Below are 21,656 nucleotides of genomic sequence, written 5' to 3' on the forward strand. Positions count from 1 at the left end.
TCTGCGCGCAGCATGGATCACAACTGTCCGACGCCTGACCCGGTGTGTTCTAACAGACACATATAGAAAAACAGGGACCGCCGCAGTAAATTTTCTGCAGCAGTCCCTGTGTGTTCACCGGTTATCTATGAAGGTCTACGCTGCCGCCGGTGCACTCTTCTTTGCAGCTGCTTTCTGGAATACGAATACAACTGCGCAGATCACGATACCAGCGATATCTGTCACAAGACCGCTGTCGATCAGGAGATAAGCGCCAATGAGGCTGGCAATTCTCAATACGATGTTGACCTTTGTGAACAGGTAACCTTCGACTGCTGTACTGATTAAGAATACACCAACTGCAGCAGTTACTGCAACCTGAATCGCTTTTGCAAGCGGAGTATCAAGCAGCAGAAGGTCTGTATTGTATACAAACATGTACGGAAGAATGAATCCTGCAAGTGCAAGCTTTACGGATGCCCATCCTGTCTTCATCGGACTTCCGCCTGCGATACCTGCTGCCGCAAAGGCTGCAAGGGCAACCGGCGGTGTCAGGTTTGCGAACATTGCGAAGTAGAAACAGAACATGTGGGCAACCAGGGCCGGGATACCAAGCTGTACCAGAGCCGGAGCTGCGATCGTGGAGGTAATGATATAGGACGGGATACTCGGAAGACCCATACCTAAGATCATGCAGGTGATCATTGTGAATACCAATGTGAACATCAGGCTCTTTCCTCCGATGCTGATGATGGTATTTGCCATATTCAGGGCGAAACCTGTGATCGAGCAGGAACCAACGATAATACCAACGCAGGCGCAGGCGATCGCTACGGATACGGTAGACTTCGCGCTCGCTACCATCGCATCAAGAATATCCTGGAAGGTCATTCTCGTATTTTTTCTGCACTGCGCCACGATGATCGTGAATACGATCGTATAGAACGCAGCCATGATAACCGTCTTTCCGGAGAAGAACAGCATGTAAACGAGGAAGATGATCGGGAGTGCCAGATGACCGTACTCCTTCATGACCTGGGACATCTTCGGAAGCTGATCCTTCGGGGTTCCCTGCATTCCCATCTTCTCAGCCCTCATCTGGATCTGGAACAGGATGCCCATGTAGTAGATAACTGCCGGGATGATCGCGGATAAAAGAAGTTCGTTGTACTTCATGCCAAGAGTATCTGCCATGATAAATGCGGCAGCACCCATAACCGGCGGCATCAGCTGTCCGCCGACAGAACCGGTCGCAACAACGGCACCTGCGAACTCGTCGTCATAGCCGGATTTTTTCATAAGCGGGATCGTGAAGGAACCGGTCGTAACAACGACGGCTACGGCTGCACCGTTGATCATTCCGAGAAGACCGGAAGCAACGACTGCTACCTTTGCCGGACCGCCCTTTGTGCCGCCCGCGATGGCGTTCGCGAAGTCGTTGAAGAACTGACCCATACCACACTTGTTCATGACTTCACCGAAGGCGATGAAGAGGAAGATGTAGGTGGACGCGACATTGACTGACGATCCGTAAATACCTTCCGTGTTCGAGAAGAAGTGGCTCATTAACTTCTGCCATGTGTATCCTCTGTGGAGGAAAATGCCCGGGACATCGATCGGGATGAGTCCCTGCTTTGTCCCCATTAAGCTGTAGATCATAAAGATAATGGAGATGATCGGGAGAGCCATGCCGCAGACACGTCTCGTTGCCTCAAGAACGACCAGGGTTAAGAGTGTACCGATCACGACATCCATCATGTCCGGCTTTCCGGCACGGTTGATGATGTTTACATAATCTACGCACATATAGATCGGAACTGCGGCTGACAATGCGATAAATACATAATCATACCACGCGATCACTTTGCGGCTCGCTTTTTTCGTAGCCGGATAAAGCATGAAGGCAAGAATCAGGATCATGCCGACATGGATGGAACGATGCTTTAATGTTTCCGGCATGTAAAGACCGGATGCGAAAACCAGATGATATAAGGTAACGATGATCGCGAATACCCGGTAAGCTTTCTTTAATACCGGGGATCCGAACTTTCTCGTCTTGCTCTCTTTATCAAACTGCTCGAGGAGTTTCTGTTTTTCTTCCTCGCTCATCTCTGCTTCCGCTGTACTGGGGATGATGTTTTTCTCTTTTTCGCTCATACAGATTTCCCTTCCCTTCGTTGTCAGAGCTGTTGTCGATGTTGCTTCAGCAGTTTCCTTTTCTTATTTTTCGAAACCATTCCGGATCCTCAGCACCATTTTTACGTGATGCGGCATGTCAGAGCCCTGAATCAGGAGCTCGCCATTCACCTTGATGTTCTTCAGGGCTGTCTGGGAATTGATCCAGTTGAACTGCGGAAAGACGCTTTCGATCTCATCCATGTAGACGAGTCCGTCTTCGTAGCGGTATTTGCAGTCCATCTCTGCCGGAATTCCGGCACCGAAGCCCGCGACCGCGATGGTGTGGAGAATGAAGCTTCCGTCTTTCTGTATCTCGTAATACTCGTACCATGGAATATGCTCAAAGGAATGTTCCCACTGGAAGGAAAGCTCGTCACCGGTCTTTACCGGAATCTCCCGGTAAACATTTCCGGTTTCAAGCTCTTCGATCACCAGAATTTTTTTCTGCTGCCGTGCGAACACGGCAGCAGAGATTGCTGTGATTACCAGAAGAACCGGAATCAGGATTTTTAATTTAGTTCTCAGGAGTCTCATAACCGTGATCCTGCCACCACTTCGCAGCACCGTCATGAAGCGGGATCTTTACATCGTCAACACCGAAGGAAACATCGATGTTCTTGTCTGCTGTGTTGTGGGATGCCTTGATGGTAGCGATTCCATCGTCAGAGAAGATACAGTCAAGCATATCGTAGACCATGTCATCGGATACGTCCTTATTTACAAGCATGATATTGTAAACGAATACGCTCTCCACGTCCTCTTTGTTGTTGTATGTATTGGCCGGGATCGTGCTTGCGGAGAAGAACGGATACTTCTCGATCAGGTTATCTCTGCCTTCGCCGTCGATCGGAACGATCACCATATCATAGCTGAATGCCAGCTCGCTGACGGTTGCGTTCGGAAGACCGGAGGTAACGAATGCCGCGTCGCACTGGCCGTTCTTCATCTGGTCGATCGCTTCGCCGTAGGATAAGTAGTCAACATCACTATCCTCATATGTCATGCCGTATGCTTCATAGATCATTCTCGCATTTAACTCAACACCGGAGTTCGGAGCACCGATACCGACTCTCTTGCCCTTTAAGTCCTCAACGCTCTTGATGCCTGTGCTTGCCACGGTTACAAGCTGTACATAGTTCGGCCAGAGTCTCATCATGGCTCTCAGATCCGGCTCTGCCTTCTCAAACGCACCAAAGCCCTCATACGCCTGTACGACGGAGTCCTGCATTGCGATCGCAAGCTCTGCCTCACCGTTTAAGATCAGGTTGATGTTCTCAACGGAAGCGCCGGTTGCCTGTGCGGATGTCTTATATCCTGCGTTTCCTAATGCGGTTGCGAATGCGCCGCCGATCGGGTAGTAGATACCACTCGTAGGACCGGTTGCGACTGTGACAAACTCAGAACCTCTGTCAACGTTCACGGACGTGCTGCCTGCCTCTGCGCCGGAGCCATCCGCCGCTTTCTCTGTTACGGCTGCCGCCGTTGTGTCAGCCGCTGCTGTTGTAGATTTACTGCCGGAACTGCTGCCGCATCCTGCAAGAGCTGCTGTCATTGTGAGTGCCATAGCTGCTGCTGTGATTCTTTTCACTAATCTCATACTGTTTACCTCTCCTTCTTTTTGTTTACCCGTAATTGTCCGGTCCCACCCGGATCATTACATACCCACTTTTTAAATGCTTCATATTCTTTATAAATATTTCACATTTCATGTCTAAATTTTAACGTAAACGTAATTTCGATTCAATGGGGTTCGTGCAAACTGCACAAAATCGTGTATGAATGGTAAAAACTGATGTGTGAAATGCAGGAATAAGACCGTTTTCCTGTAAATCTATATGATATTATTTTAACAATTCTTTGCACGCCTTTGCGATTGATCGATGAGTTTGCTTGATCGGCGGGAATTGATCGTTCCTGTTAATGTATTACTTTAAATTTTTAAACTTTAACGCGCGTAAGTGTTGACTTTTTTCTCTCCTGTCTTTATACTATGGACATAGCTGATCACGCTTCGCAGGCTTTGCCGATTTGGAATGCAAAGCACCGGCATTCTTTCTGCGAGATGTGCGTTATATAACGCATGACCGGATATTACATCAATCATATAGAAACAGGGGAGTAACCACTTATGGGAGCAATTGTAAAAGTAAGAAATGTAAAATTGGGAGACGGAATGCCGAAGATCTGCATTCCGGTTACCGATACAAATCTCGATGACCTGAAAAAATCTGTAAACCTGATCAGGAATACTCCGTTTGACCTGATCGAATGGCGTGCGGACTTCTACACCGGTATGGAAGATCCCGAAGTCCGGATCAAGGCAATGACCTTATTCCGAAATGCTTTAGGAAATATTCCAGTGCTCTTCACGATCCGTACCAGCGTGGAAGGCGGAATGATGGAGATCGATACGGAGACCTACACAAAGACGATCCTCGCCGTGATCGACAGCGGTCTCATCGACCTCGTGGACGTGGAACTCTCCCGCGGGGAAGAGACGATGAAAACGATCGTTGCGGCAGCCCACCGGGTCGGTGTAAAGGTCGTCGCTTCCCGCCACGACTTTACCGCAACGCCGGATAAGAACATCATCATAAGCAATCTCTGCCTGATGCAGTCCCTGGGCGCTGATATCGTGAAATTCGCGGTGATGCCGCAGTGTGAGCGGGATGTCCTGACACTGCTTGACGCAACGTTGACCATGAAGGAGGAGCACAGTGATACCCCGGTGATCACCATGTCCATGAGCCCCACCGGCGTCATCAGCCGTATCTGCGGTCAGCTCGTCGGCTCCTGCGTGACCTTCGGAACCGCAGGAAAGGCATCTGCGCCGGGACAGATTCCGGCGAACCTGTTAAGCACGTTCCTGCAAACGCTGGAATAAATGACTGTTCACACGGATATGAGCTCCTTCACAACGATACCCCCCTGTGTCCAGCTCCCCTCTGCTCACTTTCTGTTAAATCCCTATAAGCTCTAAATACCTTTACCATAAATTGTTACCGTTTAATGCGAGATCATATTCTCCGCAAAGATCCCATACCCCCTCGTCGGATCGTTGATAAACACATGGGTCACAGCCCCGATAAGTTTTCCGTCCTGGATAATTGGTGAACCGCTCATACCTTGAACAATGCCGCTTGTCAAATTTAAAAGTTCCTCATCTACAACACGGAGAACCAGGCCTTTATTTTTCTGAATGCTGCCGTAATCCACCTTCTGAATTTCGATCTCATAATCTTTTACTTCCCCGGACACATTGCTTCGGATGTACGCAGTTCCCTTGTGAGTATCCTGTCGGAAGCCGACGGGAATCGCATCGGTTTTTATTGAATCCAGAAAATGGTTGTTTACGGTTCCGTAGATTCCCTCTGCCGTATTCTCCTTCACTTCCCCCAGTTTTGTTCCTTTTCCGTAATAGATCACTCCTGACATGACTCCCGGCTTTCCGGTCTGGCCTTTTTCGATCCCGAGGATCTGGGTCTCGTAGAGTTCCCCACCTTCAATATCCACCAGTTCCCCGGTATCACTGTCACTGATTCCATGCCCAAGAGCACCAAAATTTCCGTTCATATCCACATAAGTCATGGTTCCGATTCCCTGAGTATCATCCCTGACCCAGGCACCAAGCTTATAGCTTCCGTCTTCCGCAAGAACCGGTGTCATATCGACCTCAATCCTGCGACCATCACGCCGGATTCCGAGCGCCAGCGTCTTTCCGTCTGACGCGCTCACCGCGTCCACCAGATCATTTTTATCTTCCAGATCTTCTCCGTCCACCGTCTGGATATAGTCTCCGGACTTTAAAAGCCCATAAGCAGGTTCCACAACGTTTCCCGTATCATTTGTGACCTGCCCCGTCCCAATCACCATAACGCCCTTTGATTTTAAATAGATTCCCACCGGCATTCCACAGGGGATCGCATAAGATCCATCCACTACCTCCACCTGAATGTCTTTCATCCGGATAAGTCCCAGGAACTTCATTCCAACCCGGTAGCTTCCCTCATTTTTCCCATACATAGAGACTGAATCCGGGCGTTCGATCCGGATCATTCCTTGCGGGATTTCTGAAGCATTCTTCAGGACAACCTCCTCGCTGTCACTCTCAAAGGTCACTCCGGGAGGAAGAGCGAAATGAAAGACTTCTTCCTCATTGACCACCAGATTCAGCCGATCCGGCACTGCATACCGGATATAGACCCAGGAAAATCCGATTGTGAAGACGAGAGAAATCCAGAATATCCAGATCAGGATCCGTCGAAACGATTCTTTTTTCATCATGGCAGCTCCTCCTTTATTCATTCTTTATCTGCAACGCCGCTGTCGCGCCTGCACTGCAGTTTTCCGAAGCTGCCGCTTCCCTTTTATCGTTTCCACTTTATCAGACAGTCATTCCCATCCGTCACAGAAACCGTTATAAAAAAAGGAGAGGCAGCTTTTTTGCTCCTCTCCTATTATGTGATGCTTTCTTATTTTCACCCTGTCAGTTTTTTCTCATTCTGCCGATTCATCCCGCTGTTTGAAGTACAGCTCTGTGATTCTTTGTCTCCTCTGCCAGACGTTTCATCTCCGCGGCATTTTCCCGTACTTTTTCCGTAATCTCAGCTCCGCCTAAGAGTCTTGCGAGTTCATCCACCTCATCCTTCTCTGTTAGTTTTCTGATTTTCGTCGCAGTCACACCATTCTCCACAGATTTTTTTATTTCAAAGTGCGTATCCGCCATTGCCGCAATCTGTGGAAGGTGGGTAATACAGAGTACCTGATGCTTTTTTCCGATATAGGACAGGCGCTCCGATACCTTCTGGGCAGTCCGTCCACTGATACCGGTATCGATCTCATCGAAGATCAGAGTTGGAATATCGTCCGTGTCCGCAAGGACCGTCTTGATCGCCAGCATAATTCTTGAAAGCTCACCGCCGGAAGCAACTTCCCCCAGCGGCCTTGGCGGAATACTTCCCGGATTTGTAGAGATCAAAAATTCTACCTCGTCGGAGCCGGCTGCCGTAAAGTGATCGGTCCGGTGTACATCTACCCGAAATTCCACATGAAGGAAGTTCAGGTCCTCAAGCTCCTCCGTGATCCGGTTCTCCAGAATCTTTGCTGCTTTTTCTCTCTCCTTCGAGAGCCGTCCGCAGAGAAGTCCCAGAACCCGCTTCTGCTCCTCAAACTCGGCTTTTGCGGTAAACGCCAGCTCCTCATAGTTTTCCAGTTCCTCAAGCCGTTTTTTCTTTTCTTCCAGACTCTTTAAGACAGCTTCCTCGCTGTTTCCGTATTTTGCCATAATTCCACGGACAAGATCCAGACGTTCTTCCGTCTTTTTAAAATCTTCCCCTGAAAACTCCATCTCATCCATATAGTCCGAGATCGACCTGCAGATATCCGATAAAATACTTTCCGCGTCAGAAAGACCCGCAGCGATCCCGGACAGCCTTTCATCGTAGGATGCCACACTTTCCATCTCACGGTACGCACGCCCGATCGCGTCCCCATCTACCGCCTGATAAGCTCCCTGTAAGCTTTCCATAATTTTTTGACTATGGGAAAATTTACGGAATTTCGCCGCAAGTTCTTCCTCTTCGCCCGGTTTTAATGCAGAATCCTCAATCTCATCGATCTCGAATCTCACGAAATCAAGTTCCCGCTTCCGGCTTTCCTCATCCAAAGAGAATCCGTCAAGCTTTCCCTTTAATTCCAGATATCTCCGGTAACTCTCTGCCACATTTCTTTTTAAGCTTCCCGTCTCTCTCCAGGAATATTCATCAAGGATCTCCAGATGCTTCTGTTTATGAAGCAATGACTGGTGTTCATGCTGTCCATGGATATCGAGAAGCTTTCCGGTCACGGCTTTTAAGCGCGCCGTCGTCACTGTCTCGTCATTGATCCGGCTGATGCTTCTCGTCTGGGTGATCTTTTTTGAGATGATCAAAAGACCATCTTCATCCGGATACACATCCGTTTTCTTTAATTCTTCCCGTTTTTTCTCGTCATCAACCGAAAAAATAAGCTCAATATACGCATACTCTTCCCCACATCTGATCATATCCCTTGACGCTTTCGCGCCCAGCGCCAGGGCAACAGAGCCAATGATAATCGACTTTCCGGCTCCGGTCTCACCGGTCAGGATATTTAAACCGTTTCCAAACTCCACGTCAGCCTGCTCAATCAGAGCAAGATTTTTAACATGTAAACCAACAAGCATCCTGTTCCCTCGCTTTCCCTCTATGAAAATAAAACATTTGTTCGATTTGGTAAAACGAGTATAGCACACATATGTTCGATTGTCCAGTGTTTTTCGAACAGTTGTTCTCTTTTTTCCGTTCTGTTTCCTAAAAAAATCCCTGCACAGCAAAACCAGGTAATTATCCCGTTTCTGCTCTGCAGGGCTCAATATTTCTGCAATATTCTGCCTTAAACCAAAAGGTCCAAAGCCTATTTTCCTTCGTAACTGTTCAGTAAACAGTTACGCGCAAAAATCCATCCCAAATCGGCTGTGCCGATAGGATTTTTGCCTTCTATTCTAAGTTTTCTTACGGTCAGCGCAGTAAATGCGCAGACCTACTGAACAGTTACTTTCCTTCAATGATCTTCTTCAGCTTATCCATCAGAATGATCGTGTCATCCACGGTCCGCACCGCGCACATGATCGTATTGTCTCCGGCCACACAGCCGACGATCTCATGAAAACCGATCACATCCAGTGCCTCAGCGACTGCCATCGCCATACCGGAAACCGTCTTGATCACAAGAATATTCTGTGCCATGTCCATGGACACATAGCAGTCCCTGAAAATACGGATATATTTCTCGCCAAAATCTTTCTGATGCTGCATGACTGCATAGCACTGGCGGCCATTTTTTCCAGGAGCTTTCGTGAGCTTCAGTTCACGGATATCCCTCGATACTGTCGCCTGTGTCACATGATATCCGGCCTTTTTCAGATACTCCGCAAGCTCCTCCTGCGTCTCGATCTGATATTTTCCGATCAGCTCCACGATCTTACTGTGTCTGTCAACCTTCATGTCTGCTGCCCCTTTCTGATCTCGTCCTGTATCAGTGTCCAGTTCACTTCTTTTGAAGTGATCCGCACACCGCCCTGCGTGTCCTGCAGCGCTATTCCGCTGTAAATTCACGCGTCGTACATCTTCATCTTTAAAATATCAAGGAATGACCGGTGATCAAGCTTCACAACTCTTGTCACCGTCTCTGCCTTTGTGATCTCAATATAATCCCCATTTTCCAGCCGCACTAACGTGTCGCCGTCAAAAGCCGCCACCTGACTGCCCCGGTTTGTTGCCGGGATCTCGATCCTGATCCGGCTATCCGCTCCGAAAACGATCGTTCTCGACGTCAGCGTATGCGGGCAGATCGGTGTAAGGATCATCAGCTGTCCGTCCGGCTGGGCAATCGGTCCCCCCGCCGACAGATTGTACGCTGTGGATCCCGTAGGAGTCGCAACGATCATACCGTCAGCGCTGAATTCATTTAGGAACTGTCCGTCCACGTAAAGCTTTAGCTTTAATACCCGTGGATCTCCGTCCCTTGTCAGGACGATATCATTGAGCGCAATGCTCTCTTTCACCGGCCTTGCGTTCCGGTAAACACAGCCCTTCAACATCATGCGTTCCTGAAGTTCATAGCAGTCCTCCAAAAGCGCATCCAGAAGCTCCTTTACATCGCCTTCCCGGCCGGTCTGGGTAAGATAGCCGAGGCCGCCGAGATTGATACCGATCATCGGAAGTTTTCTCCCTGCAAGATCCCTTGCCGCCTGGATCAGGGTTCCGTCCCCGCCCAGCGTGATGACACATTCGGTATCCGCAGGTACCTCCTCCGGATCCGTGTACGGATTTCCATGTCCGGACACGCTTTTCCCCACGGAAACTCCCGCACCGTGAGCCTTCAGGTACTTTTCAATAGCCGCCTGCATATTCTTCGTATTCTCTTTGTCAGGATTTGCAACGATGTAAAATTTCTTCATAAAATTATGCCTTATTTATCCAGTGTCTCGTGTGCCTTTTCAACGATCTCGGAAGCGCCGATGGTGTCGTTCGCAAATGTACTTCCATCCGTGCAGTTTCTCAAATGGAGCAGATATTCGATATTTCCCTCCGGCCCCTTGATCGGGGAGAATTCCAGGTGCAACGCCTCAAAACCGATGCTGCCCGCAAAGGAGGCGACCATCTCAATGACCTCAAGATGGACGGATTTTTCGCGGACAACGCCCTTCTTTCCGACCTTCTCACGCCCTGCCTCAAACTGCGGCTTAATTAAGCATACGACCTCTCCGTCCGGCTCCATGAGCGCCTTCACCGGCCCCAGGACCTTCGTCAAAGAAATAAAGGAGACGTCAATGGATACAAACTGGATCCTGTCCGGGATCTCCTCCGGAGTCACATAACGGATATTTGTCTTTTCCATGCAGACCACGCGCTCATCATTTCTGAGCTTCCACGCCAGCTGTCCATGCCCCACATCCACAGAATAAACCTTCACTGCCCCGTTCTGAAGCATGCAGTCCGTAAATCCGCCCGTGGACGCTCCAACGTCCATACAGATCTTTCCCTCTAATGTCACGCCGAAATGTGTCATGGCCTTCTCCAGTTTCAGGCCGCCGCGGCTCACATATTTTAATGTGGTTCCGCGCACCTCCACGTTCGCTGTCTCGTCGAACATGGATCCCGCCTTGTCTTCCTTCTGTCCATCCACATAGACGATGCCGGACATGATGACCGCCTTCGCCTTCTCTCTGGACTCCGCCAGATTTCTCTTTACCAGCAGAACATCCAACCGTTCTTTCATTGGCTTTGCTCCTTATCTCTTCTCGTTTAAAAATTCCGTCTCAATGCGTCTGATCACGGAATCGCTGTTGATTCCAAGCATCTCCCTGAGCACGGAAACATTTCCATGTTCTACATAGGCATCCGGAAGCGCGATCTGGATCACGCGGATCTCCGGGTGTTTTTCATGGATATATTTTGTGACATACATGCCCATGCCGCCGCGGAGAACATTCTCTTCCATGGTGACGATCAGTTTATGCGTCTTGCAGAGACGATCGATCATATCCGTATCGAGCGGCTTTACAAATCTCGCGTTCACTAAGGTACAGGGCTGTCCTTTTTCCTTTAATTTTTCCCGGACATGTTCGCCGGTGCTCACCATGCTGCCGAGGGCAAAAAGTGCGATCTCTGACTCCTCGTAGAGCATCTCCGCCTTTCCATATTCGACAGGAGCGCGGAATTCTTCCAGTCCGCGGTACGCCTGTCCTCTCGGATAACGGATGGCAAGGGGCGCATCAAAATTCACGCCGAACTCCAGCATGTCCTGAAGCTCCCAGCAGTTTTTCGGTGCCATGATGTTCATTCCTGGCACAAGACTTAAGAAGGAAATATCAAAAATTCCCTGATGCGTCTCCCCGTCGCTTCCCACAAGACCTGCCCGGTCGATGGCAAACAGGACCGGAAGATCCTGAATACAGACGTCGTGAAGCACCTGGTCATAGCCACGCTGTAAAAAGGAAGAATATACCGCAACTACAGGCTTTAGTCCCGCTGCCGCCATGCCTGCCGCCGATGTCACCTCATGGGCCTCCGCGATTCCCACATCAAAGAACCGTTTTGGGAATTCCTTCGCAAACTTCGTGAGTCCCGTTCCATCCGGCATGGCTGCCGTCAGAGCCACGATTCTTTTATTCTTTCCGGCGAGTTCGCAGATCTTCTCTGAGAATACATCCGTGTAGCTCGGAAACTCCTTTTTCTTTAAAGGATTTCCGGTCTTGATATCGAATGGTTCCACACCGTGGAATCGCGCCGGATTTTCTTCCGCCGGCTTGTAGCCTTTTCCCTTTTTCGTGATAACATGAACTAAGACCGCATGCTGGACGCGCTTCGCTTCCTTAAATACACGGATCATTTCCTGAACGTTATGGCCGTCCACAGGCCCCAGATACGTGATCCCCATGTCCTCAAATAACATTCCCGGAACAAGGAACTGTTTGATCCCGTTCTTTAACTGGTACAGACCGTATGCCAGCGGTCTTCCAATCACAGGGATCGCGGAAAGTGTCCGTTCCACTCGGAGCTTTAGCTCCGCATATCCTTCTTTTGTGCGGACACTGCTGAGATATTTCGACATTCCGCCCACGTTCCTGGAAATGGACATCTCATTGTCATTCAGAACAATAATAAAATTTTTTCTGATCTGGGCCGCGTTGTTCAATGCCTCATATGCCATTCCGCCGGTCAGGGCACCGTCTCCGATGACCGAGACCACCGAATAATCTTCCTCTGTGATCTCTCTCGCCTGGGCGAGACCAAGACCCGCAGAGATGGAGGTGGAGCTGTGTCCTGTGTCGAAGGCATCGTAAGGGCTTTCCTTTCTCTTCGGGAATCCGCTCATTCCGCCAAACTGGCGCAGGTCATCAAAACCAGCTTTTCTTCCGCTTAAAAGCTTGTGGGTGTAGGCCTGATGGCCCACGTCCCAGACGATTTTATCCTTCGGAAGGTCGAACGCCAGATGCAGGGCCATCGTAAGTTCCACAACCCCAAGGTTTGAAGCGAGATGGCCGCCTGTTTTACTTATTTTTTCGATCAGGAACTGGCGGATCTCCCGCGCAAGCTCCGGATACTGGTCTTCTTTCAGTTTTTTGATGTCCGAAGACTGTTTTATATGATCAAGCAGCATGTTTCCAGACTACTCCCTTACATATTTTATATAGTGATTAGTTTCTCCTATTCACGAGCATTTCAATAATATTGTACAGAAATTCATTTTTTCCCGGCAGCCCCGCAAGTCTTCCTGCTGCCCGGTCAGAAATTTCCTTTACATCCCGTTTTGCCTTTTCAAGGCCTTCTAAGGTCACATAAGTGGTCTTTTCGTTCTTTTCATCGCTCAGAACCGGCTTTCCAAGCTCTTCCTGAGTGCTCGTCACATCGAGGATATCGTCCTGAATCTGGAACGCGAGACCGACCTCGGAGGCCATCGTTTCCACCTCTTTGATCTCTTCCACGGTCGCGCCCGCAAGGACTGCACCGATCATCATGGAGGCCTCGAGGAGAGCACCAGTCTTTAACCGGTAGATGAAATCAAGTTTTTCTCTCGGAACCGCCTTTCCGGTGAGCTCCACATCGACGGTCTGTCCGCCGATCATGCCATAGATTCCGGTCTTTTCTGCGAGGATCCCGATGGCGCGGCCGACTTTTGCCGGATCAGCGCCCATGGAAAAGGCCTTTGACGCAGTCTCGAACGCGTAGATCATCAGCGCGTCACCCGCCAGTACTGCCATGTCATAGCCGTAGGCTTTCCAGGTGGTGAGTTTTCCGCGGCGGTATTCGTCGTTATCCATGCACGGCAGATCGTCATGGATCAGGGACGAGGTGTGGATCATCTCCATGGCCGCCATGAACGGCTCGATCTCCGGACCGTTTCCGCCGAACAGACGGTACACTTCCCGCATGAGAAGCGGTCTTAAGCGCTTTCCACCTGCTTTTACACTGTAATTCATTGCCTCAAAGATCGTCCTCTGGTGTCCGGTCTCCTCCGGCAAATATGAATATACGACTGTCTCAGTCTCCTTGACCGCCTGACTGAACCTTTCCTTAAAATTGTCCGCCATTTTCCTTTTCCTCCGTTTGATCTCCACTCAAAACAAGGATCTTTTTTTCAATCGTCTCAATTTTTTCGTTACAGCTCTTTACAAGCTTCATGCCCTCTTCATAATCAGCGAAAGCGTCCTCCAGAGATCCGTCTCCCTTTTCCAGCTTTCCGATGATCCGGTCGAGAGCCGCAAATGTCTCCTCGACATTCATCTGTTTTCTTGTCTCGTCATCCATATGATTCCTCACTGTGGCAGCATATCCTGCCGTATCGTTCTATTTTCCTACTTGAATTATTGTTTAATTATTCGTGAAAATTGGTGCGATAGATAATATTCTGTGGTGGATTCCTACCGATACTTCTCAACATGATCTACAACAGCCCCGATTCGACCGTCCTTCACCCGGACCGTGATCCGTTTTCCGGCTTCCGCCTGTTCCACAGTCTCCAGACGTTTGCCATCCCCGTCCGTGATAAATCCGAATCCGCCGCTGATCTTCTTTAACGGGGACAGTCCCCACAGACGTTCACTCTTCACCGCAAGATTTCTCTTATCAGCCGCAAGCCGGTCCGCCATGGATCTTCTGAGCAGTGTCTCCGCATTCTGCAGATCACGTCTCGTCTCCTGCTGCCGCTCTGCGATCAGACGTAAAAGTGTATCTTCCGCGTCCGCCAGCCGTTTTTTCTTCTCATTCAGCTGGCTCTTCGGGTCATAAAACCGCAATGTCAGCTCATCATGCTTTAACCTGCTTTTAGCCCGCTCAAGACTTGTACCCATCTCCTTCATCAGGCGCTGTTTTCTCGCATTCAGATCCATCCGGAACTGGAAATAATCAAATACCGCAAGCTCTGCCGCCGCTGACGGAGTCGGTGCCCGAAGATCTGCCGCGTAATCCGCGATCGTCACATCGGTCTCGTGACCGACTGCGGAGATCACCGGCGTATTGCATGCGAAGATCGCTCTGGCGACTTCCTCCTCGTTGAAGGCCCAAAGGTCTTCGATCGAACCGCCGCCGCGCCCGACAATCAGGACATCCAGTCCCATCGCATCAAGCGTCCGGATTCCTTTTACGATGCTGTCCTTTGCGCCGTCTCCCTGAACCAGGGCCGGGTAGAGGATCAGCTGGACATATGGATTCCGTCTGTGGGAGATATTCATGATATCCCGGATCGCAGCTCCCGTGGGCGCTGTGACGATTCCCACGGTCTTTGCGAACCGCGGGATCGGCCGCTTATACTGCGGGTCAAACATCCCCATCTCTTCCAGCTCTTTTAAGAGTTTTTCAAATCTCAGATACAGGTCTCCGCGCCCGGAAAGTTCGATTTCTGACGCGTAGAGCTGGTATTTTCCGTCCCGCTCGTAGACATCCACAGTTCCTTTTACAACAACCTGCTGTCCCTCGGCAAGCTTAAAGTTGAGGCCGCGGCGCTGGCTTGCAAACATGACAGCCTGAAGTGTTCCGCCGCCGTCTTTCAGCGTGAAATAGATATGTCCGGAACTGTGATACTTACAGTTGGAAACTTCCCCCTTCACCGACAGGCGGCGAAGAAGGAAGTCCTGTGCAAACATATTTTTGATGTATGAATTTACCTGTGCAACAGAGTAAACACCTGCCATCGTTTAATTGCCTTTCTGGATCAGTTTTGCAAGGATACCGTTTACAAATGCCGGAGCTTCATCTCCGCCGAATTTCTTTGCGAGTTCAACCGCTTCGTTGATGGCAACCTTCTCCGGGATCTCCTCATCATATTTCATCTCGAACACTGCAAGACGTAAAATCGTAAGCTCAACTTTACCCATACGTCTTGTTCTCCAGCCTTCCGCGATCTCGTTGATCTTTTCATCGATCTCCGGGATCAGTTCCATGATCTTCTCGACGCGTTTTTCGAGATATGCGCGATCCTCTTCTTTCTCAAACGGATCATGAAGGATCTCATCTTTTCCGTCTTCGCCGGTCACATCCTCCTTCGGCGCTTCAAAATATCTCTCTAACTGCTCTTCCTTCTCCTCTGCCGGGTAAAAATCCTGGCAGAACAGCATTTTAAAACAATGTTCTCTGGCTTCCCTTCTGGTCACTTTTCTACCTCCGTTTATCTGAACGGGCCGACGGGCTTTTCCGTCAGTCCGTGCTGCTCTGATTATCAATCTCTGAACTGCTCTTTTGCAGCCATGCTTCCGAAAAAGCTGCCTTTTGCAGCTTCTGCAGATGTGAGCGCAGAACAGAGTACTCCTAATTTAGGATTATACGTAACTATTCAGTACCTTCATAGTTACGTGCAAAAATCCATTCCAGATCAGCTTCGCTGATGGGATTTTTGCCTTCCAGCCTATGTTTTCTTACGGTCAGCGCAGCAAGTGCGCAGACCTACTGAACAGTTACGATTATACATGAAAATGTATATTTTCACAAGTCCTTATGTGAGAGATGTTTCTTTTATCCTTGTGGTATGGTATACTCTTTCTGATCCCTTCAGAATTCCAAACTTACCTCAGAAAGGAAAATAATACAATGAACAAAGTAAAATACCTTCCGCTCATCATCCTGTGCATGCTATTAACCGGATGCGGCAATAAAAATAATATTTCGAAGGAAGTCCCCACAGAAACAGCCGTACATACTTCCGAAGTCGAATTAAAAACGGCAGTGGAAACAGAGTCAGAAAGCACCTCTGAATCTGACACGAAAACAGTGGCAGAAGAAAGCTCTGAAACCGATATGAAAACAGAAACCAGCCCTGCTGCCAATACTGACACCGAAAATACGGCTTCTGAGACAAAATACATTACCATCGACCTGTCCACAGCCAGGGAGACACATCCCACCGGTGATGCCGCCGCTCCTTTTGATTTAAAAATCGTATCCGAAGAAGAAAACGGTATCGATTTTGCAAACGAATGGTACGACAGGAAAGGATTATCCCTCCCAATGATCGGCACCGACTGGAACAGCTTTTATGATGACAACTACCAGTACCTCTGGTCCGGCGAAGAGCTTTATATTTTTGAGAACGGTACCGGAAACTGCCTGTATGTCTTAACCTATCCCACCGACAAATGGTACATCAACGGAAATAATGCCTGTCTGAGGGACGGAATCTTCTACGGAGCCAGCGTGACAAACGGCTACGCCCAGCCGGATACCTGTTTCATGTTCGCCTATGATCTGGAAAATAACAAACTCCTCTGGAGAAGCGCTGACCAGACCTGTAATTCCATGAACTTTATCGTAAAAAACAATGTGATCATCTGCGGATACGGCTTCACCTCCGAGGACGACTACCTCTATCAGCTCGATCTCCACACCGGCGAGGTTCTCTCCCGACTGACCCTAAAAAAACAGCCTGATCTCCTCGTATACCAGGATAATACACTTTACGTCCATACCTACAGCTATAACTACACAATCGAGATAAAATAAGTTCGCCAAAAAGGGCAGGACTCCAGGTTTCCCGGGAATCCTGCCCTTACGCAGTCACAATCTTTACTTTTCTTCCAGGCTGACCCCGGCAATCTTAATATTCACATCAAGCACCGTAAGCCCCGTCATGTTCTCGATCGCGTTCTTAACCTTCTCCTGCACCTTCTCGCAGACGTCCGGAATACTATATCCATATTTCAGATTCAGAGCCATATTCACGCTTACATGCTCCTCCGTAACTTCCACCTTAACGCCTTTGGAAAGGTTCTTCATTCCAAGCTTTCCAACCAGCTCGTTCGTAATATTTCCCGCCATGGAATCCACTCCGTCAACCTCAGTTGCTGCCAGGCCGGCAATAATTGCCACGACTTCATCCGCAATCTGGACTTCTCCAATTTTGTCCTTTTCATAAACCTTATGACTGCTTCTCTCTGTTTCCGCTGCCACAACAATTACCTCCTGTATATCAAAGATACAGTTATTATACCATTTTCTCCTCTCTTTGCATAGTTCTTTTTATCACACTTTGCGCCTGCCGCCAGAGATACCGGGAACCATACCACTTTACGCCAATATTCCGGCACCATCGTCCTTATCACTCATCCACATCCAGCAGCGTGATCACGATCCCGTCCGCCCCGATCTCCGTCTTCCTCTTCACGATATCCTCGATCTGCGCCCGCTCTTGATCCGAGAGCGATGCCGCGTTCACCACGACGTCCACCTTCCCGTCCGTGATGCTGACCACCGGGTCCACAAAGCCTTTTGCCTTTAAAAGCGTCTCCGCCGCGTTCTCCTTTTCCGAGATCTCCGTCATCCCGATGAGGTTCTGGATCGCCGTCTGCTTCTCCTCCTCCGAGATCTGGTCACTGTTGATGATCTGCATCAGAGTTTCCTTATTCTTTGCCCGGATCTGCTCCCTGCCAAGTTGGACGCCAGCTATGTACTCGGAGATCCCTGTTCCGCCGGTGAGCACCGCCTCGCCCGGATTCTCGATTCCCGCAGCCGCTGTCTCCTGCCCGGAAACTTCTGCACCAGCAGATTCCGCACTCTCAGGCATCGCCGCCACCTCATTTCCATCGGGCAGAAGTTCCTCTCCATCCCCGTCAAGACTCGCAATTTCCTTGAGCTTTCCATCATCCACCCCATTCTTCGCCTGATTCTCCGCCAGAATGTCCGAATCGGAAATATCCATCATCCCCGCCTCGTACACCTCTGCCCCCGCCACTTCCTTCTTCGACGAGTAATTCAGGTATCCCGCTGCCGCGATCATGACCGCCAGCGTCGTGATAATGATCTGATTTCTTCTGAAGATCCGTTTCATCGCAAAACTCCTTCTTTCCCATACTTTCATACTTCCATTCTATGATTCCAGGCTTGAAATATACCGCTGTAATTCTCTCCTCTGTAAAAAACAGAACCCATTTTTGCCGATACTCTGCAATCCACTGCCTTTATTTCACCGCCCGCTTCATCACCTTGATCTTATTCGCCGGAAGTCCTAAAAGCGCCTCCATCGCCTCCGAGATCTCCGCCCGGATCACCGCACTTCCGCCGCCGTCCGCGCTGATGACTACACCGGAGATCTCCGGTTTCACTTCCTTCTCCATCACCGGTGACTGGCTCTTCCCGTCAAGCACCGTGCTCTCTGACTGGTTCTCCTCCCTTATGACCCGTGAACTCCCGGAGCTGCTCCCACTCTCCTCCGTCACTGAGGACGTGCTGCTCTTATCCACATGCCAGATCCTCTCCTCCGAAGATTTCAACACCACCATCACATCCGCCTCCCCGACGCCATCCACACTCTTTAATAGTTCCCGGATCCGCTGCTCCAACTTCTCCTCGTAAGAACCACTCTCCTCCTTCGCTGCAGCTTCCTCCCCGGCATCTTCCAACGCAGTGCTCTCATCGTCCCCGCTGACATCCGCAACCACCTCCACCGTTCCAGCTCTCAATCCGGAATCCGTTGTCTTCCCATTCGGCAGTGAGATCACAAACAGCAGCAGCCCGGAACAGAATAGAAAAATCACCTTCTCCTTATTCCCTTTCAACATCGACCTCAATGTCCCGTTCTTCCACTCCATAATAAGCTCCTATCTTCCTTCTGACCGAAGCGATCTCCGCTCCTGCCTGATTCTGCTCTCCCCGGACCACTAACTTCACATGGCTGAGATTCCCGGCATCCGCCACCCGGGCCGATACGCTCACGCATTCCAGACCATCACTCTCTGCCATAGTCCGGATATCAGACTCCACCGCCGCCCGGTACCGCTCATAAAATCCTGCGATCCGCCTCTCATCCACGGCTCCAAGTTCCTCCTTCAGCGTCCGCACATCGTCCTCAAAGATGATCTTCTCAAACATGCCCGCTATCGCTGTCTCCATCCCCGTGATCCGTGCAAGCGGCCCAAAAGCCAGCAGGATCATAACCGCCCCGGCAAACAGCCGCAAGTACTTTTCGTATTTCGGATCCGGCAGAAGATTCATGACCATGGTCACGAAGATCATGTAAAAAACGATGTCTTTTACCCAGTTTTCAATCGCTTTCATGCCGCTCCTCCACTTCTCCGCTGCTGTTCACATTTTGCACAGCCACCTTGATAATATGCAGTGTGACAATAACTCATCCCGCATAGTACACCGCATTCGTAGAATAACTGATCACTGCGATGGTCACCGCAAACAACGCCAGCGAATACCCGACGATTTCGAGTAACATCCCATGCCCCACGGCATTCTGCGCCATACATGCAGCCAGCCGCTTATCACATACAGGCTGCATCACAGCCGCTGCCAGATAGTAGAGCGCCATGAGCACCGCCAGCTTCACCATAGGTACCGACGCCAGAAAGATCAGGACCGCCACCGCCGCGGCACCCGCCGTGTTCTTTATGAGAACCGCCGATCCCATCAGAAGATTTGACATTGCCCCAGCCCCTGCGCCGATTCCCGGAACCGCCTCGATGGTCCGCACGACCGCCGCGTTTTTCATGGCATCCGCCTGGGGCAGAACCAGCCCCTGGATCAGGTGAAATCCCACAACGATACCGAACATGGTCTTCACGGTCCACCCCACGACTTTTCCCAGGAACTCCGTCATCACCGAGAACATTTCTTCCCGGAACAGATTTCCCACCAGGGAGAGCACCATGTAGAGCTTCATGATCGGCAAAAGGAATCCCGAAACCACCGCCTGGATCACGCCAATGGCCCCCAGCGTGAATCCGCAGACCGATGCCGATGTCACCGCCCCACCCGCCATAGTCACTGCAAGGAAATATGCCGGGAGCAGAACCTTCATGAACCCTAAGATATCCCCTGTGGTCTCCTCTGCGATGCGAATACTGGCAAAAAAGCTCGCCGCCAGGAATGTCTGCACGCAGATACAGATCACGTAGGCCCCCGTCTCCGACAGCTGGCTGGAACCGAAAATTCCGAAAAAGCCGGAACATGCCGCCCCGCACAGGGACAAGATCAGGATTTCCGCTAAAAACGAGGTGTTTGTCCGGATCTCCGAGAACAGTGCGGAGACGATCCTATCCTTTCCATATAAGAAGACGTTCTCCGCATCACCTTTCCGGATCATGTCCATCAAGTCCCGGAATGTAAGTCCCGCTGTATCATCACCGCCGATCTGGTCTAAATACTCCTGGATTTCTGTAACGTCAATATCTGCTATCTCATCATCCTGCTGCGGTTCCGCTCTCTGCCCGAAATCCACTGTTTCCGCTGTTGGCATCGGAATTGTCCACAATCCAGCCTGCCGCCCTGTTTTCTGTCTGAAACCGGTCTGCTCTGCGGCAAAAGCTGTAACCTCACTCTGTCTGATTCCCCAGAATATCCCCATAACAAGCCCCAGCATCAGAAATACATTTCTCTTCCATCTCATTCCATAAACACCTTCAATGTCTCCACCAGCGACAGCACCACCGGCGCGCTCACCGCGAGGATCGCCAGCTTCCCAACCATCTCCACCTGGTTCCCCACCGCAGAGTATCCGGCATCCTTGCAGATCCCCGACGTGAACTCTGCGATATATGTGATTCCCGCCATCTTGAATAACGCCGCCAGATACACATGCCGGATCCTGATCCCGTTTCCTATCTCCCGCAGGGTGTCCAAAAGCACACCCAGTCTTGCCAGGCCAAGAAATCCGACTCCGATGGATGCCGCCAGAACCAGGTACACCGCGTACTCTGGCTTCAGCGGTTTTAACTGCGCCGCAAGCAAAACTGCCGTAAGCCCCAGAAGTGCCGCCTGAACTACCGCCATAACTCTCCCTCCTTTCACAGCGAAAACAGATTTTTAATTGTCTCAAACAGATCATAGATATACGGCACGATCCAAAACAGCACCAGAATCAATCCTGCGAGACTCGTGAGAAATGCCTGGTCCTCGCGCCCGCTGTGCTTCAACACCTGACACATCACCGACACCAGGATCCCCACCGCCGCGATCTTAAATATCAGATTTACCCCCATAGTC

22 protein-coding genes are annotated in these 21,656 nt (G+C 50.2%); 2 read left to right on the top strand and 20 right to left on the bottom strand.

Translation table 11 applies throughout. The features are described 5' to 3' along the window. Positions 1–135: 135 nt before the first annotated feature. The 3 genes from DW677_RS13080 to DW677_RS13090 form a co-directional block, all read right to left on the bottom strand. Positions 136–2,136, bottom strand: a complete 2,001-nt coding sequence (locus DW677_RS13080) for a TRAP transporter permease (RefSeq protein WP_117484399.1) — start codon at positions 2,134–2,136, stop codon at positions 136–138. 63 nt (positions 2,137–2,199) lie between these two features. Beyond that, positions 2,200–2,691, bottom strand: a complete 492-nt coding sequence (locus DW677_RS13085; RefSeq protein ID WP_117567550.1) for a DUF1850 domain-containing protein — start codon at positions 2,689–2,691, stop codon at positions 2,200–2,202. Continuing rightward, positions 2,672–3,754 (bottom strand): TAXI family TRAP transporter solute-binding subunit, encoded by a 1,083-nt coding sequence (locus tag DW677_RS13090; RefSeq protein WP_242992173.1) that lies wholly within the window; start codon positions 3,752–3,754, stop codon positions 2,672–2,674. The genes DW677_RS13085 and DW677_RS13090 overlap by 20 nt, the downstream gene beginning before the upstream one ends. A gap of 531 nt (positions 3,755–4,285) precedes the next feature. Here DW677_RS13090 and aroD point away from each other — a divergent pair. Next, positions 4,286–5,041, top strand: a complete 756-nt coding sequence (gene aroD / locus DW677_RS13095; protein ID WP_117567551.1) for a type I 3-dehydroquinate dehydratase — start codon at positions 4,286–4,288, stop codon at positions 5,039–5,041. 122 nt (positions 5,042–5,163) lie between these two features. Here aroD and spoIVB read toward each other — a convergent pair whose 3' ends face one another. From spoIVB to nusB, 10 genes are all read right to left on the bottom strand, one after another. Continuing rightward, entirely contained in the window at positions 5,164–6,441 is a 1,278-nt protein-coding gene (spoIVB, locus tag DW677_RS13100; RefSeq protein ID WP_117567552.1) for a SpoIVB peptidase, read from the bottom strand. Between the two features lie 226 nt (positions 6,442–6,667). Next, positions 6,668–8,359: a DNA repair protein RecN gene (gene recN, locus DW677_RS13105; protein WP_117567553.1), complete on the bottom strand. Its 1,692-nt coding sequence runs from the start codon at positions 8,357–8,359 to the stop codon at positions 6,668–6,670. Between the two features lie 367 nt (positions 8,360–8,726). Then, on the bottom strand, positions 8,727–9,179 hold the full coding sequence (gene argR / locus DW677_RS13110; RefSeq protein WP_021905435.1) for an arginine repressor: 453 nt from the start codon (positions 9,177–9,179) through the stop codon (positions 8,727–8,729). Between the two features lie 107 nt (positions 9,180–9,286). Continuing rightward, positions 9,287–10,135 (bottom strand): NAD(+)/NADH kinase, encoded by an 849-nt coding sequence (locus tag DW677_RS13115; RefSeq protein ID WP_117567554.1) that lies wholly within the window; start codon positions 10,133–10,135, stop codon positions 9,287–9,289. Positions 10,136–10,146: 11 nt separating this feature from the next. Continuing rightward, positions 10,147–10,956 carry a TlyA family RNA methyltransferase gene (locus DW677_RS13120; RefSeq protein WP_015553744.1) on the bottom strand — a complete coding sequence of 270 codons (810 nt, stop codon included), beginning with the start codon at positions 10,954–10,956 and terminating at the stop codon, positions 10,147–10,149. 12 nt (positions 10,957–10,968) lie between these two features. Then, positions 10,969–12,840: a 1-deoxy-D-xylulose-5-phosphate synthase gene (gene dxs, locus DW677_RS13125; RefSeq protein ID WP_117567555.1), complete on the bottom strand. Its 1,872-nt coding sequence runs from the start codon at positions 12,838–12,840 to the stop codon at positions 10,969–10,971. 37 nt (positions 12,841–12,877) lie between these two features. Continuing rightward, positions 12,878–13,771 carry a polyprenyl synthetase family protein gene (locus DW677_RS13130; RefSeq protein ID WP_117503209.1) on the bottom strand — a complete coding sequence of 298 codons (894 nt, stop codon included), beginning with the start codon at positions 13,769–13,771 and terminating at the stop codon, positions 12,878–12,880. Beyond that, positions 13,755–13,988 (bottom strand): exodeoxyribonuclease VII small subunit, encoded by a 234-nt coding sequence (gene xseB / locus DW677_RS13135; protein ID WP_015553747.1) that lies wholly within the window; start codon positions 13,986–13,988, stop codon positions 13,755–13,757. Before xseB ends, DW677_RS13130 begins: the two co-directional genes overlap by 17 nt. A 113-nt stretch (positions 13,989–14,101) precedes the next feature. Continuing rightward, positions 14,102–15,370 carry an exodeoxyribonuclease VII large subunit gene (xseA, locus tag DW677_RS13140; protein WP_117470210.1) on the bottom strand — a complete coding sequence of 423 codons (1,269 nt, stop codon included), beginning with the start codon at positions 15,368–15,370 and terminating at the stop codon, positions 14,102–14,104. A 3-nt stretch (positions 15,371–15,373) separates the two neighbouring features. Then, positions 15,374–15,829: a transcription antitermination factor NusB gene (gene nusB, locus DW677_RS13145; RefSeq protein ID WP_021905440.1), complete on the bottom strand. Its 456-nt coding sequence runs from the start codon at positions 15,827–15,829 to the stop codon at positions 15,374–15,376. A 433-nt stretch (positions 15,830–16,262) separates the two neighbouring features. On the opposite strand from nusB, the gene DW677_RS13150 reads away from it, so the two are divergent. After that, entirely contained in the window at positions 16,263–17,171 is a 909-nt protein-coding gene (locus tag DW677_RS13150) for a hypothetical protein (protein WP_117567556.1), read from the top strand. Between the two features lie 63 nt (positions 17,172–17,234). Here the strand turns inward: DW677_RS13150 and DW677_RS13155 are convergent, their stop codons facing one another. The 7 genes from DW677_RS13155 to spoIIIAC form a co-directional block, all read right to left on the bottom strand. Then, positions 17,235–17,618, bottom strand: a complete 384-nt coding sequence (locus DW677_RS13155; protein WP_117470208.1) for an Asp23/Gls24 family envelope stress response protein — start codon at positions 17,616–17,618, stop codon at positions 17,235–17,237. A 148-nt stretch (positions 17,619–17,766) separates the two neighbouring features. Beyond that, a complete protein-coding gene (locus DW677_RS13160) occupies positions 17,767–18,495 on the bottom strand; it encodes a SpoIIIAH-like family protein (RefSeq protein WP_015553751.1) in 729 nt (242 codons plus the stop codon). Positions 18,496–18,625: 130 nt separating this feature from the next. Further along, complete coding sequence (locus tag DW677_RS13165; RefSeq protein WP_117503226.1) at positions 18,626–19,255, bottom strand: stage III sporulation protein AG; 630 nt, start codon at positions 19,253–19,255, stop codon at positions 18,626–18,628. Next, a complete protein-coding gene (locus tag DW677_RS13170) occupies positions 19,209–19,721 on the bottom strand; it encodes a stage III sporulation protein AF (RefSeq protein ID WP_117470206.1) in 513 nt (170 codons plus the stop codon). Before DW677_RS13170 ends, DW677_RS13165 begins: the two co-directional genes overlap by 47 nt. 73 nt (positions 19,722–19,794) lie before the next feature. Further along, positions 19,795–21,060 carry a stage III sporulation protein AE gene (locus DW677_RS13175; RefSeq protein WP_117470205.1) on the bottom strand — a complete coding sequence of 422 codons (1,266 nt, stop codon included), beginning with the start codon at positions 21,058–21,060 and terminating at the stop codon, positions 19,795–19,797. Continuing rightward, a complete protein-coding gene (locus tag DW677_RS13180; RefSeq protein ID WP_117567557.1) occupies positions 21,057–21,443 on the bottom strand; it encodes a SpoIIIAC/SpoIIIAD family protein in 387 nt (128 codons plus the stop codon). Before DW677_RS13180 ends, DW677_RS13175 begins: the two co-directional genes overlap by 4 nt. A 14-nt stretch (positions 21,444–21,457) precedes the next feature. Then, positions 21,458–21,652, bottom strand: a complete 195-nt coding sequence (gene spoIIIAC, locus DW677_RS13185) for a stage III sporulation protein AC (protein ID WP_015553756.1) — start codon at positions 21,650–21,652, stop codon at positions 21,458–21,460. Between the last annotated feature and the right edge of the window lie 4 nt (positions 21,653–21,656).

It is taken from the genome of Clostridium sp. AM25-23AC (assembly GCF_003435125.1).
Classification (GTDB): Bacteria; Bacillota; Clostridia; order Lachnospirales; family Lachnospiraceae; genus Pilosibacter; species Pilosibacter fragilis.

Excerpts from the sequence above, each read along its gene's own strand:
- xseA (WP_117470210.1), bottom strand. The coding sequence starts at position 15,370 with ATGGCAGGTGTTTACTCTGTTGCACAGGTAAATTCATACATCAAAAAT.
- DW677_RS13130 (WP_117503209.1), bottom strand. The coding sequence starts at position 13,771 with ATGGCGGACAATTTTAAGGAAAGGTTCAGTCAGGCGGTCAAGGAGACT.
- DW677_RS13085 (WP_117567550.1), bottom strand. The coding sequence starts at position 2,691 with ATGAGACTCCTGAGAACTAAATTAAAAATCCTGATTCCGGTTCTTCTG.
- DW677_RS13175 (WP_117470205.1), bottom strand. The coding sequence starts at position 21,060 with ATGAGATGGAAGAGAAATGTATTTCTGATGCTGGGGCTTGTTATGGGG.
- spoIIIAC (WP_015553756.1), bottom strand. The coding sequence starts at position 21,652 with ATGGGGGTAAATCTGATATTTAAGATCGCGGCGGTGGGGATCCTGGTG.
- DW677_RS13180 (WP_117567557.1), bottom strand. The coding sequence starts at position 21,443 with ATGGCGGTAGTTCAGGCGGCACTTCTGGGGCTTACGGCAGTTTTGCTT.
- DW677_RS13080 (WP_117484399.1), bottom strand. The coding sequence starts at position 2,136 with ATGAGCGAAAAAGAGAAAAACATCATCCCCAGTACAGCGGAAGCAGAG.
- spoIVB (WP_117567552.1), bottom strand. The coding sequence starts at position 6,441 with ATGATGAAAAAAGAATCGTTTCGACGGATCCTGATCTGGATATTCTGG.
- DW677_RS13165 (WP_117503226.1), bottom strand. The coding sequence starts at position 19,255 with ATGGAGTGGAAGAACGGGACATTGAGGTCGATGTTGAAAGGGAATAAG.
- recN (WP_117567553.1), bottom strand. The coding sequence starts at position 8,359 with ATGCTTGTTGGTTTACATGTTAAAAATCTTGCTCTGATTGAGCAGGCT.
- xseB (WP_015553747.1), bottom strand. The coding sequence starts at position 13,988 with ATGGATGACGAGACAAGAAAACAGATGAATGTCGAGGAGACATTTGCG.
- DW677_RS13160 (WP_015553751.1), bottom strand. The coding sequence starts at position 18,495 with ATGAAACGGATCTTCAGAAGAAATCAGATCATTATCACGACGCTGGCG.
- DW677_RS13120 (WP_015553744.1), bottom strand. The coding sequence starts at position 10,956 with ATGAAAGAACGGTTGGATGTTCTGCTGGTAAAGAGAAATCTGGCGGAG.
- DW677_RS13090 (WP_242992173.1), bottom strand. The coding sequence starts at position 3,754 with ATGAGATTAGTGAAAAGAATCACAGCAGCAGCTATGGCACTCACAATG.
- DW677_RS13115 (WP_117567554.1), bottom strand. The coding sequence starts at position 10,135 with ATGAAGAAATTTTACATCGTTGCAAATCCTGACAAAGAGAATACGAAG.
- DW677_RS13170 (WP_117470206.1), bottom strand. The coding sequence starts at position 19,721 with ATGAAAGCGATTGAAAACTGGGTAAAAGACATCGTTTTTTACATGATC.
- argR (WP_021905435.1), bottom strand. The coding sequence starts at position 9,179 with ATGAAGGTTGACAGACACAGTAAGATCGTGGAGCTGATCGGAAAATAT.
- DW677_RS13150 (WP_117567556.1), top strand. The coding sequence starts at position 16,263 with ATGAACAAAGTAAAATACCTTCCGCTCATCATCCTGTGCATGCTATTA.
- dxs (WP_117567555.1), bottom strand. The coding sequence starts at position 12,840 with ATGCTGCTTGATCATATAAAACAGTCTTCGGACATCAAAAAACTGAAA.
- aroD (WP_117567551.1), top strand. The coding sequence starts at position 4,286 with ATGGGAGCAATTGTAAAAGTAAGAAATGTAAAATTGGGAGACGGAATG.